Origin of the sequence: Paenibacillus sp. FSL K6-1318 (assembly GCF_037976905.1) — a bacterium.
GTDB classification, from domain to species: domain Bacteria; phylum Bacillota; class Bacilli; order Paenibacillales; family Paenibacillaceae; genus Paenibacillus; species Paenibacillus amylolyticus_A.
On record NZ_CP150270.1, the window covers coordinates 2,964,166 to 2,976,177 of the forward strand.

A 12,012-nucleotide genomic window follows, 5' to 3' on the forward strand; every position below is an offset into this window, starting at 1 on the left:
TGCCCTCTTATGGGTGGATATATCGTTCGGCGGTTATTATCTTTGATTCCGGTTTTGTTCGTCGTCGCCATCGTTGTGTTCTCCATCATTCATGTCACACCGGGTGATCCGGCTGCCATTCTGCTGGGGGAAGAGGCGACAAAGGCCGACATTGATGAGTTAAGAAGCAAATTGGGGCTGGACAGACCAATTTATGAGCAGTTTGGCATTTGGATGCTGGGGCTGTTGTCGGGGAATCTGGGGGAGTCGATCTTTCTGGACAAGCCTGTGACAGAAGCATTTTTTGAACGGTTGGCGCCCACATTATCCCTCGCCATCATTGCACAGGTAATCGGTGTTTTTCTTGCCTTGTTCCTTGGCATTACAGCGGTCAAGCGAAGAGGCACGATCGTGGATCAATCGGTGATGGGATTCTCGATGCTTGGCATTTCAATTCCGAGTTTTCTACTAGGATCACTATTGGTCATGTTCTTTAGTGTAAAGCTGCGCTGGCTACCCGTTGCAGGATATCAGCCGATTAGCGAGGGGCTGTGGCAGCATATCAAATACCTCCTGTTACCAGGTATCGTGCTTGGCATCATACAGGCAGCGCTCATTACTCGAATGACGAGATCGTCGATTCTCGATGTGATGTCCGGCAACTTTATCAAGACCGCGAAAGCCAAGGGAGTCAAAGAAAAAACGATTGTGTATACGCATGCGTTACGTGTTGCGTTTATCCCGATTTTAACGGTGATTGGGGAATCATTCGGTGGGCTGGTTACAGGCGCTGCGGTCATTGAAACGTTATTCAATATTCCGGGCGTCGGGCAACTCATCGTGAACTCGATTAGTCGAAGAGATTATTCGGTGATTCAGGGTTCGGTGCTGCTGGTTACGGTGGCTTATGTGTTCGTGAATCTGATTGTTGACTTGTTGTACGGTTTGGTCGATCCACGGGTTCGATTAAGCAAGAAATAAACGGGAGGTGGACACCACTTGATAACCAATTCGGGAACGACCATCGCTCCGTCAGGACTTCACAAGAAGAGGAAAAGCAGACGTATCGCATTCAGACGTTTTATGAATAATCCCTTGTTAACTACAGGGGCGGGAATTTTGTTGGTTGTTGTTCTGCTGGTCATCGTTGGGCCCTTAATTACACCGTACGGCCCGTTACAGATTGATCCGGTGAATCGCCTCAAAGGTCCGAGCGGGCAGCATGTTTTTGGTACAGATAACTTTGGGCGTGATGTATTCACTCGGGCCGTATACGGGTTGCGTATTTCGGTTGCAGTAGGTTTCGCTGTTACGGCCGTGGCGTCATTGATCGGTATGATTGTGGGACTATTATCCGCAAGTTACTCGGTGCTGGACCACATATTTATGCGTATCTGTGATGGCTTGTTTGCTTTTCCATCCATTCTGCTCGCCATTTCCATTATGGCTGCACTTGGTCCGAATCCGGGAAATGTCATTATTGCCCTGAGTATTATCTTCATTCCATCCATGGCTCGAATCATTCGTTCCAAAGCACTGGTAATTCGTGAGCTGACTTATATTGAAGCGTTGCATGCACAGGGAGCCAGCAGTTGGCGGATCATCTGGATTCATATGGCACCCAATACACTGTCCCCGCTTATTATCCAATCCAGTTTTATATTTGCCGTATCGATCCTGACGGAAGCTTCGTTAAGTTTCCTTGGTGCGGGTATTCCTTCACCGTCCCCAAGTCTTGGGAATATGCTCTTTGACGGGAAAACGGTAATCTATAACGCTTGGTGGATGACAGTCTTTCCTGGGATTTTCCTGGTACTCGTTGTGTTGGGGCTTAATCTGTTCGGTGATGGTCTAAGAGATCTGCTCGACCCGCATGCCAATAAGGTGAAAAGGGGGAGACGACGTGGGAAAACAACCGCTGCTTGAGGTGAAGGATCTGAAAGTATCCATTTCAACCGAAAAGGGAACGATTCACCCGGTGGAAGGTGTATCCTTCCACGTCCTTGCTGGTGAGACGCTCGGCATCGTAGGCGAGTCCGGGTGTGGAAAAAGCGTAACCGCCGAATCCATCCTCAGATTGTTTGATGAAGACTACGTGGATTACTCCGGTGAAGTCCTCTACGAGGGAACCAATCTATTAAGCTTATCGAAAAGACAAATGGAACGCATTCGTGGCAATGAACTCTCCATGATCTTTCAAGACCCCATGTCTTCCCTGAATCCGGTACAGACCATCGGTAAACAAATTGCCGAGAGCTTGAAGCTGCATCAGGGCATGAATGGCAAGCAGGCGCGCCTTGCTGCGGTCGACCTTCTCCGAATGACGGGAATTCCTTCACCGGAGAAGAGAGTAGATGAGCATCCACATGAAATCTCAGGGGGTATGCGACAACGGGTCATGATTGCCATGGCGTTGGCCTGTAATCCCAAACTGCTGATCGCGGATGAACCAACGACTGCGTTGGACGTAACGATTCAGGCTCAGATTCTGGAACTGATTGAGAGTCTGCAATCGAAGACGGGACTGGGGGTCATCCTGATCACACATGATCTGGGTGTCGTCGCAGAGACATGCACAAGGGTGGCTGTTATGTATCTGGGCCAAGTCGTGGAGGAGGCCAGTGTGGACGATTTATTTTTCGATCCGAAGCATCCCTACACGTCAGGTTTAATGAAATCCATTCCACGAATAGATGGTGAACAACACAGCAAGCTGCACGTCATTGAGGGAACGGTTCCACCGCTGCATCAGATTCCCGAGGGATGCAGGTTTGCTCCGAGATGCGCTTATGCTGATGAACAGTGCCTGCGAGCAGCACCTCCATTGAAGCAGGTGGATGAGAAACATTCGGTACGCTGCTGGTATCCCGGAATAGCAACGATTCAGGAGGAGACACATGAACTCGAAATCATTGGTTGAGTCGAAGCCGCTATTACAGGTGAGCAATCTGAACAAACATTTCCCTGTTCGATCTTCTTTTGGGCGAACCAAGGGACAAGTCAAGGCAGTCAATGGTGTGTCCTTTGACATCCATACCGGGCAAACCTTCGGTTTAGTAGGAGAGTCCGGTTGTGGCAAGAGCACACTTGGTCGGTCCATTCTCAGACTAGTTGAACCGACGTCCGGGGAAGCATTTTACGAGGGTACCGACATTCTCGGATTAAGCAAAAAAGAATTGCGAAATTACAGGCAACATATGCAGATGGTTTTCCAGGACCCATATACCTCGCTGGACCCTCGCAAACGTGTGGGCTATTCAATTGAAGAACCGCTATTAATCCATAAGAAGGGCAATAAACGGGACAGAATGGAGACAGCCTTGTCATTGCTGCGCAAAGTCGGATTCAGTGAAGAGCATTATGAGCGCTTTCCTCACGAATTTTCCGGCGGTCAACGCCAGCGGTTGGGTATAGCCAAAGCGCTGGCCCTTGGGCCGAAGCTGATTATATGTGACGAGCCGGTATCGGCGCTGGATGTATCGATCCAATCACAGGTCATCAATTTACTGGAAGAGGTTCAGGAGGAGCTGGGAATTTCCTATTTGTTTATTGCCCATGACCTTAGCGTGGTACGCCATATTGCCGATCGCATTGGCGTAATGTATTTGGGCGAAATGGTAGAGCAGGGACCCGCAGAAGCGTTGTTCGCCGAACCACTCCATCCGTATACCAAATCCTTGTTGTCAGCGGTACCCATTCCGAATCCGCGTGTGAAGCGGGAGAGAGTGGTATTAAGCGGGGAGATTCCCTCTCCACTTAATCCTCCCTCGGGCTGTGTTTTTCATACCCGTTGTCCTTATGTGATGGAGACATGCCGTCAGGTCGTTCCGCAGAAACGCTTCGTCACACCTGAGCGCGAAGTGCAATGTCATTTATATAACGAATAGTGGTCAATTCAGCATGGAAGAGGAGGAATGCAACGATGAGTTTTCGTATCACAGCCGAAAAGTGGAAGGACGAGGCGATTCGGCTCCGCCGCCATATTCACCAGAATCCGGAGCTTGGACACCAGGAGTTTGAAACGGCTAAACTGGTTGCCCAATTTTTAACGGAGGCTGGCCTTGAAGTACAGACGGGTGTAGGTGGAACAGGGGTGGTTGGGCTTCTGAAAGGTGGACGTGTTGGCAGAACGATCGGCATTCGCGCTGATATGGATGCCCTGCCTATTGAGGAGAAGACCGGATTGCCATATGCCAGCACTCGCGAAGGTGTGATGCACGCTTGCGGGCACGATGTGCATACAGCGATTCTACTCGGAACCGCGGCGGCATTAAGTGAGCACAGAGATGAGCTTCGGGGAACGGTGAAATTTATTTTCCAGCCTGCGGAGGAAGTACGGGGGGGAGCTACGGATCTGATTGAGGCAGGCGTATTGCAGAGCCCTGAGTTGGATGCGATTATTGCCCTGCATGTATGGCCGGATTTGCCCGCAGGCAAAATTGGATTACGGAAAGGAGCGATGCTGGCTGCGGCAGATGCTTTTGATATTCGGGTGACGGGAAAAGGGGGACATGCTGCGTATCCGCACCGCACGATTGACCCGGTTATTATTGCTGCCCAGATCATAACTGCGCTGCAAACGGTTGTATCCCGCAACCTGTCTCCACTGGATTCTTCCGTCATCTCGATCACGAAGCTGCAAAGCAATAGCAATGCCTATAACGTTATCGCAGGTGAAGTTCAACTCAGAGGTACGATCCGTACGCACAATCCGGAGACACGTGAAGCCGTGCCAGTATATATGAAGCGTCTCATCGAGACGATTGCGGAAGGTTTTGGTGGACAAGCGGAATTTGACTATTACCGCGGCGGTTCTCCTGTTATTAATGATGATCACGTAGTCGACGTGATTGAACATGCAGCGGAGTCTGTGATTGGTAAGGATTCGGTCGTATATCTGAAGGAACCATCCATGGGTGCCGAAGATTTTGGCGCGTATCTTGAATATGTGCCTGGAGCCATATTCCGGCTCGGAACGGTGGCAGAGGGAGATGCCCGCTCGCAGCTTCCTCTTCACAGTGATTCGATTATCTTTGATGAGCAAGCCATTGTCACAGGCATATCGGTTCTTGGCGAAACGGCCATTCATTATTTGAACCAGAGCAGTGATGATGAATCAAGGATTGCATTAGGCGTTGCGGCAGGCAAAGAGGAAAGGGGGAATGCAAATGGCTGAGTTGCAGCAACAAACGGAATTGAATGTCGTTCTGCATGAAATCAATCGTGATCTGCTGCTTGAATACAACAAAGAGATCGCTAAGGAGATTCGTTTGTCCGGATCAGAAGAAGAACTGCGGGCATTTCGTTATATTCAAGAGCAATTGGAGAGCTTCGGTCTGACCACGGAGCTTACGTTTAACGAGGCCTATATCAGTATCCCGATCCGAGCAGAACTCCGGGTTGGTGATATCTCTTTCAGGGCTATTACACATTCGATGTCGGCCCAGGCGGAACAATTGAACACGGAATTGAGATTCCTGGATCTGGAGCAGGAAGACCAGAACTCCAGGGAAGGTCAGCGGATCAACAGCGCGGTGATCGTGCACGGACTGGCGAATTGGACTACCATTCACCGTTTGCAGCAGCAGGGTGCCAGCGCAATCATATTTATTAATAGTGGTGCGTATACGCATGAGATGATCGTTTCTTCCGTGTGGGGGAATCCGACACCAGCAGATGATGGTTATCCTGCCATTCCGGTGTTTTCGGTCAATAAGGCTGACGGAGAGCGGATTAAGTCGCTGATATCCACGCGTGATGGTGGTTCGGTAGAGGTTACGCTACATGCCGAGGTGAAAACGGGTTGGGTCAAGATCCCTACACTGATTGCTGAGATCCAAGGCACGGTGGAGCCGGAGTCCTTTATACTTTTCAGCGGACATGTGGATTCCTGGCATTATGGTGCGATGGATAACGGCTCCGCTAATGCAGTCATGGTGGAAGTGGCACGCGTATTATCTCTGCACCGTCATTCTCTGCGGCGTTCTGTTCGATTCGCTTTTTGGTCCGGGCATTCCCATGGCAGATATGCGGGTTCAGCATTATACAGTGATCTTCATTGGGAGGAGCTGCACGAGAATGGCGTGCTCCATATCAATATTGACTCTGTGGGCGCCAAGGGTGCCAGTAATCTGGCTGCGGCGAACACCATGGCAGAGACTAAGGAGTTATGTGAGCAGGCAATCCGGGTTGTAACGGATGAGGCTTTCCTCGGTTCGCCTTTTGGCAGGTCGGGGGATCAGTCCTTTTGGGGTGCCGGACTTCCGTCGGCTTTCATGGGGTTATCCTATCAGCCTGAAGGCTGGTTTGGCTGGTGGTGGCATACGACGGAGGATACGTTGGACAAAATTGACGGAGATGTTCTGGCACGGGATTGCAAAGTGTATGCAGCAGCAGTTTACCATGCTGCGTCATCTCCGATCATTCCCATTGATCAGAGACCAGCTGTTCAGACGTTATCGGACAGAATCGGCTATTACGCCGAGCTTGCCGGGGAGCATATAGACTTTTCACATATAACAAGCAGGGTACAACATCTTCAGGCTATTACGGATCGATTCTATGGACGAGTTGAACGTGGTTCCTTGCCGGATACGTCAGTTTCAGAGGTGAATCGAACGATATTGGCACTCAGCAGATGGCTTGTTCCCATCAACTACGTTCAAGGCAGCCGTTATGATCATGATCTTGCAGGCAGTCATTTGCTGGTACCCGCTCTTGCGGAAGCCGAACAGTTGGCTGCGGCCACGGTGGACAGTGAAGTCTTTTACAGGTTAAGAACATCACTTGTACGTCAGGTGAATCGTATCGGTTATGAGATTAAACAGGCGATTCTTCTTGTGACCGAAAGCGAGAGGCATGTCCATTCCAACTGAATTGCATAAAGGAGAGAACATCATGACTGAACGAAGATTTATTGGTAAAAAGGTAGTCATTACTGGGGCTGCTGGTGTGTTTGGACGTTGGATTGCAAGAGCATATGCAGTCGAAGGGGCGAAACTTTATCTGTCCGATATTCGAGAAGACGCTCTAAGGGATGTAGCGCATGAACTGAAGCAGGAGGGTGTGGAGGTGCACTGGCATGTGACCAACCTTGTTGACGAACACTCCGTCAATGAATTGGTTCACGTGGTTGAACACCAATGGAATGCGCCAGATATTGTGATCAATAATGCAGGGATATACCCATATCGCACACTGATGAACATGACGCTTCAGGATTGGAATGATACGATGGATCTGAATCTGGCAGCACCGTTTCTACTCACACAGCAGTTTGCCAATCAGATGATTGTAAGCGGGGTGGAAGGCTCCTTCATTAATATAAGCTCGGGAGCAGCTTCCACCGCCGGTGTTGGCATGGGGAATTATTCCGTTTCCAAAGTAGGGATCGAGATGCTCACCAAAACCTTTGCACTGGAATTGTCACCACATCGCATTCGGGTTAATGCCGTTGTACCGGGATATGCACCCGGCAGTGAGGTTAGTGTGATGACACAGGCACATACGGAACATATGATTAAAATTACACCGTTAGGTCGGACGTCAGGTCCCGACGATGCTCCTCAAGCCATTTTGTATCTAACCTCGGAACTGGCTTCATTTATAACGGGCAGCATACTGACGGTAGATGGCGGACGCACGGCGGGCAGACTGAAGTAGCGAAGGAGTCCTATACTATGATTGCAGCTGGCAAGTCATTTTATGGCAATGCCAGCTTGGAAGGAAGCTCGAACTCTGGAACATACAGGTTACTTTGGAGTAGAGCGGCTCGAATATCCAGCATCAGCTTCTCGCTCGCAGTACCAAGCGGAGTATTTCGTTTACGCAAAACGCCCACGATGGGGCCAACCTTCAGATCGGCAATGGGTTGGATAACGGTTCCCGGAATAGCAGGAGAGATCGTAGCTATGGGAGCAATCGTTATGCCCAATTTGGCTTGTACATAATATTTGTGAGATCGGATATTACTTATTTCGATACCCTGATAATCACTGTCAATTTTCTCGGCCAACAGCTGTTCAATTCGAATTCGAATCGGGCAATTCGGAGGTGTGAACAGAAACGGTTGTCCTTTGAGATCCTGCAAATGTATTTCAGTAGCTTGAGCGAATGGATGCGTGTTGTACAACAATAAGGCCATGGGTTCAAAAAGAAGAGGCTGAAACTCGGTATCCAGACTGGTTTCTGGAGAAGGGCAGACGGCAAAGTCAAGCTGTTCATCCACAACCAGCTCATTTAGCAACTTGCTGTCCCCAATACGGATGCTGAGTCTGATCTTTGGATTTTTCTCCACAAACGAAGACAGAATCGCCGGAAGTCTGTGGCTCGCTGTTGGCTCGGATACTCCGATTCGCACATAACCGGCTTGTCCTTGCTGGATGTCCGAGATCGTATTCGTTAAGTACTCATATTCTTTAAGAAGCTGATCGGCTCTGGCGTAAAAAATTTTCCCCGCTTCCGTCAATTTAATCTTTTTTCCTCTGTCAATTAATTTCACACCAAGATCACCTTCAAGCTTCTGAATGTGTTGTGTGATGGCGGGTTGTGAATACTGCAATGCTTCTGCTGCCTGCTGAAAGCTTCCAAGCTTTACAATGGTTTGAAAGGTCTTAATCATTCGCATCTCCATGGCAAACACCTTTCTATAAATATATGTTTTGAATAATGATTTACAATTTCTCGATTAGTATAGCATGATTAATACATACTATTCCAATTGGATTTAAATATTTTGATAATCTGACCATGCGCAGTCGCTTGGTTTATTTTCTTACTCCTGAAGTGTTAACGTTTACATTAAAATTTGAAATAAAAATGATTGACAGTACTTATTTGAGCGGGTTTAATTATATAGACCGATTGTTATAATTATTTGAAGGAAGTGGCTTTCGTTGAGTGAAAAGTCTAATGCTAGAGAGTCCATTGTCAGCACAGCAGCGAGACTGTTTTTTTCACAAGGATATCATGCGACCGGTCTGAATCAGATCATCAAGGAGAGTAGTACGCCGAAAGGGTCCTTATATCATTATTTCCCGCACGGCAAAGAAGAGCTCGCGCACGAGTGTATTCAAAAAGCCAATGAACATATCCTGCAGACATTTGAGCAAACCTTTGCAGCCCATGACAACACGGGGGACGCCATTCAGAGATTTATTCATGATCTGGCTCATGAAACAGAAGCAGCTGGTTTTACCGGATTTCTGCCATTCAGCTTCTGGGCAGCTGTGGAGACCTCATGTATTAGTCAGCAGTTGCGTGTTGCCTGTCAGGGGGTATTTGCAGATTGGCAGGATGTCATTAAGAAACATCTGATTCTGGATGGCATTGGTGAAGAGAAGGCGCGGGAGACGGCACTTCTGGTCATTTCCTTGATGGAAGGCGCATTGATAATCAGCCTGACGAATCAGGATAAACAGCCTCTGCTGACGGCTGCTGATTATTTGTCGGTTGTGGCGAAGAATGCCAGACACATTCAATAAGTTATACCAAGAGACAGAGAAAAAGAAAGTTCGATACGTTTGAGGAGGATGGGATCGTGGAGGTTTCCATGAAGGCTGATTCTGCACAGAATCAACAAGAAACAAAGCAATACAAGGTATTTCCGATTTTGTTCGCCATGCTGCTGAGCGGCTTTATTGGTCTGTTTGGAGAAACAGCATTAAACGTGGCTTTGACACCACTTATGGGTCTGCTTGAAGTAGGACCTACAACGATTCAATGGTTAACCACAGGTTATCTGCTTGTATTGGGAATCCTGGTACCGGTATCCGGTATGCTGTTGCAGTGGTTTACAACCAGACAATTGTTCACAACGTCCCTAATTTTCTCGATTGCAGGCACACTCGTTGCTGCGCTTGCACCTAGCTTCGAAATTCTGTTGGTGGCCCGGGTACTTCAGGCTATAGGTACAGCGCTGTTGTTGCCACTGATGTTTAACACCATATTGGTTATTTTCCCGATTGAAAAACGTGGTGCTGCCATGGGATTGATCGGTTTGGTTATCATGTTTGCGCCAGCAAGTGGTCCGAGTATCTCCGGTCTGATCCTGGCTAACCTGAGCTGGCACTGGATCTTCTGGATTTCCTTGCCGTTCTTCATTATCTCACTGGTATGTGGCTTGCTGTTCTTGCCGAATATTTCGAAATTGACCAAGCCCAAAATTGACGTACTGTCCATTATCCTGTCCACACTCGGATTTGGTGGTATTGTATACGGGTTCAGTAGCGCAGGAGGACATGGGGAAACTGGCGGAGGCTGGACGAGTCCTGTCGTTGTTGCCACTCTCGTTATTGGCGTATTGTCCTTACTGTTATTCAGTATCCGTCAATTGAGAATGAAGCAGCCGATGATGGATCTGCGTGCATTCCGATATCCAATGTTTACGGTTGGTCTGATCCTGATCTTCATCTGTATGATGATGATGCTGTCTTCGATGTTGATTCTGCCAATGTACTTGCAACAAGGTATGGCGGTTACAGCTTTGACAGCAGGCCTGGTTCTATTGCCAGGTAGCTTGCTGAATGGATTCTTGTCTCCGATCATGGGACGTCTGTTCGACAAGTTTGGTCCAAAATGGCTTGTTATTATTGGGATGGCTATCGTATCCGTTGTCTTGTTCTTGTACACAGGCATCGAAGCGACAACTTCCCTGGGTATGATCATTACGTTGCACGTGTTCATGATGATCGGTATTTCGATGATTATGATGCCTGCACAAACGAACGGTCTAAATCAATTACCACCTGAGTTCTATCCTCACGGAACTGCGATCATGAATACACTTCAACAGGTATCCGGAGCTATTGGTACAGCTGTTGCGGTAAGTATACTGAGCGCAGGACAGACTCGCTTCTTGAGCAATGTGACGGATCCGGAGAGCCCTGAGAATCAGTTGGCAGGTTTCACGTCAGGTGTACAAAACGCGTTTGTCTTTGCACTGGTTCTTGCCGTGATTGGACTGATCATTTCACTATTTGTGAAACGGGTCAAAGTTGGAGCACAAGCTGGACAACAAGGTCCAATGCACTAATTATTATTAATGACGCAATATTAAGAGCGATGCGTTCCTTACCCAAGGACGCATCGCTTTTTTGTGTATTATTATGTCTTTTTTTTGTTGACGTGAAACGGGTTTCAGCCATTAGAGTAGGAATATAGCCGGAATACAGTGGTTCAACGAATGAATTTCAGAGCAAATACTTCATGTTCCGGCAAGATTGTATATGTTCATACTAATATAAAAGGGTAATATAGGATGTAATAGTGCAATTTTGAACCAATTCGAAAACGGTTTATATTTTATCTTTACTCAAGGAGACAACGTTATGATAATCATCAATTCCATCGGCAATAACATCGAAAAGATGCTGTTGCACTACGAAAAAAATCACCATTTAACTATACAGGCTTCGCTTATTAGCAATAGCTCGGTTGTATACAGATTGCAGGATTATTGTCTCAAAGTATATGCTTCGCTTGCAAAATTGGATGGGGAAATGGAAAGCGAGGCTCTTAGGTCACTGCAAAGTCATCCATATGCACCTAAATTGTATGCGTATTCACCAGGAGAGTACACCCTGACAGAATGGATTGAAGCATTCAATCTGAAACAGTACCGTGAGACATATGGACACATTCCTCCCAACTTGATATACGATATGTTCACGACGGAAATTCAGCAGATTCATGCTGGATATTGGGACTGGGATGTCATTCGATATGAGAATTTACTATGGACGGAGACAGGTGATGTGAAAAGAACAGACTTTTGGTTGTGTGAACCTGTGAAATCCAGACGTGAAAGTTTGTATAAACAGGTCATTCGGAAAATTGATAACATCTACAATGGGGATCGCGCCGAAATGGAGGCGATGGAGCAGTATTTCTATCGTCACCAGTTGACGTCATCAGAGATTGAACAAGCCTTCAGTGATTTCAGATCCCAACGGCCAAGACTGGCGATAGCACAATAAATTCATAGCCAAAACCCCAAAGAGTTCGAGAATCTTTGGGGTTTCTTTCTGTTATAAA

General features: G+C 47.7%; 11 protein-coding genes. 10 read left to right on the forward strand and 1 reads right to left on the reverse strand.

Features of this window, described 5'->3' with window-relative positions:
* Positions 1–9 precede the first annotated feature (9 nt).
* The 7 genes from NYE45_RS13165 to NYE45_RS13195 are packed head-to-tail and all read left to right on the forward strand — an operon-like array spanning position 10 to position 7,641.
* The gene (locus NYE45_RS13165; RefSeq protein WP_062834196.1) at positions 10–960 is read left to right on the forward strand and encodes an ABC transporter permease; all 951 of its coding nucleotides are present in this window, start codon (positions 10–12) and stop codon (positions 958–960) included.
* A 21-nt stretch (positions 961–981) separates the two neighbouring features.
* Positions 982–1,905: an ABC transporter permease gene (locus NYE45_RS13170; RefSeq protein WP_340017365.1), complete on the forward strand. Its 924-nt coding sequence runs from the start codon at positions 982–984 to the stop codon at positions 1,903–1,905.
* Positions 1,883–2,899 carry an ABC transporter ATP-binding protein gene (locus NYE45_RS13175; RefSeq protein ID WP_340016969.1) on the forward strand — a complete coding sequence of 339 codons (1,017 nt, stop codon included), beginning with the start codon at positions 1,883–1,885 and terminating at the stop codon, positions 2,897–2,899. Before NYE45_RS13170 ends, NYE45_RS13175 begins: the two co-directional genes overlap by 23 nt.
* Positions 2,877–3,866 carry a dipeptide ABC transporter ATP-binding protein gene (locus NYE45_RS13180; protein ID WP_340016970.1) on the forward strand — a complete coding sequence of 330 codons (990 nt, stop codon included), beginning with the start codon at positions 2,877–2,879 and terminating at the stop codon, positions 3,864–3,866. Before NYE45_RS13175 ends, NYE45_RS13180 begins: the two co-directional genes overlap by 23 nt.
* Before the next feature lie 35 nt (positions 3,867–3,901).
* Positions 3,902–5,155, forward strand: coding sequence for an amidohydrolase (locus NYE45_RS13185; protein ID WP_340016971.1), 1,254 nt, complete (start codon positions 3,902–3,904; stop codon positions 5,153–5,155).
* Positions 5,148–6,854, forward strand: coding sequence for a M28 family peptidase (locus NYE45_RS13190; protein WP_340016972.1), 1,707 nt, complete (start codon positions 5,148–5,150; stop codon positions 6,852–6,854). Before NYE45_RS13185 ends, NYE45_RS13190 begins: the two co-directional genes overlap by 8 nt.
* A 22-nt stretch (positions 6,855–6,876) precedes the next feature.
* Positions 6,877–7,641, forward strand: a complete 765-nt coding sequence (locus NYE45_RS13195; RefSeq protein WP_340016973.1) for an SDR family NAD(P)-dependent oxidoreductase — start codon at positions 6,877–6,879, stop codon at positions 7,639–7,641.
* 40 nt (positions 7,642–7,681) lie between these two features.
* Here the strand turns inward: NYE45_RS13195 and NYE45_RS13200 are convergent, their stop codons facing one another.
* On the reverse strand, positions 7,682–8,599 hold the full coding sequence (locus NYE45_RS13200; protein WP_062834202.1) for a LysR family transcriptional regulator: 918 nt from the start codon (positions 8,597–8,599) through the stop codon (positions 7,682–7,684).
* Between the two features lie 274 nt (positions 8,600–8,873).
* On the opposite strand from NYE45_RS13200, the gene NYE45_RS13205 reads away from it, so the two are divergent.
* From NYE45_RS13205 to NYE45_RS13215, 3 genes are all read left to right on the forward strand, one after another.
* Complete coding sequence (locus NYE45_RS13205) at positions 8,874–9,461, forward strand: TetR/AcrR family transcriptional regulator (protein ID WP_340016974.1); 588 nt, start codon at positions 8,874–8,876, stop codon at positions 9,459–9,461.
* Between the two features lie 68 nt (positions 9,462–9,529).
* Positions 9,530–11,011: a DHA2 family efflux MFS transporter permease subunit gene (locus NYE45_RS13210; protein WP_340017366.1), complete on the forward strand. Its 1,482-nt coding sequence runs from the start codon at positions 9,530–9,532 to the stop codon at positions 11,009–11,011.
* Between the two features lie 295 nt (positions 11,012–11,306).
* Positions 11,307–11,954 (forward strand): hypothetical protein, encoded by a 648-nt coding sequence (locus NYE45_RS13215; protein WP_340016975.1) that lies wholly within the window; start codon positions 11,307–11,309, stop codon positions 11,952–11,954.
* The last annotated feature ends 58 nt before the right edge of the window (positions 11,955–12,012 follow it).

Bases quoted from the DNA above. Each gene is read 5' to 3' on its own strand.
- NYE45_RS13165 (WP_062834196.1), top strand. From the start codon at position 10: ATGGGTGGATATATCGTTCGGCGGTTATTATCTTTGATTCCGGTTTTG.
- NYE45_RS13180 (WP_340016970.1), top strand. From the start codon at position 2,877: ATGAACTCGAAATCATTGGTTGAGTCGAAGCCGCTATTACAGGTGAGC.
- NYE45_RS13185 (WP_340016971.1), top strand. From the start codon at position 3,902: ATGAGTTTTCGTATCACAGCCGAAAAGTGGAAGGACGAGGCGATTCGG.
- NYE45_RS13190 (WP_340016972.1), top strand. From the start codon at position 5,148: ATGGCTGAGTTGCAGCAACAAACGGAATTGAATGTCGTTCTGCATGAA.
- NYE45_RS13195 (WP_340016973.1), top strand. From the start codon at position 6,877: ATGACTGAACGAAGATTTATTGGTAAAAAGGTAGTCATTACTGGGGCT.
- NYE45_RS13200 (WP_062834202.1), bottom strand. From the start codon at position 8,599: ATGATTAAGACCTTTCAAACCATTGTAAAGCTTGGAAGCTTTCAGCAG.
- NYE45_RS13210 (WP_340017366.1), top strand. From the start codon at position 9,530: ATGAAGGCTGATTCTGCACAGAATCAACAAGAAACAAAGCAATACAAG.
- NYE45_RS13215 (WP_340016975.1), top strand. From the start codon at position 11,307: ATGATAATCATCAATTCCATCGGCAATAACATCGAAAAGATGCTGTTG.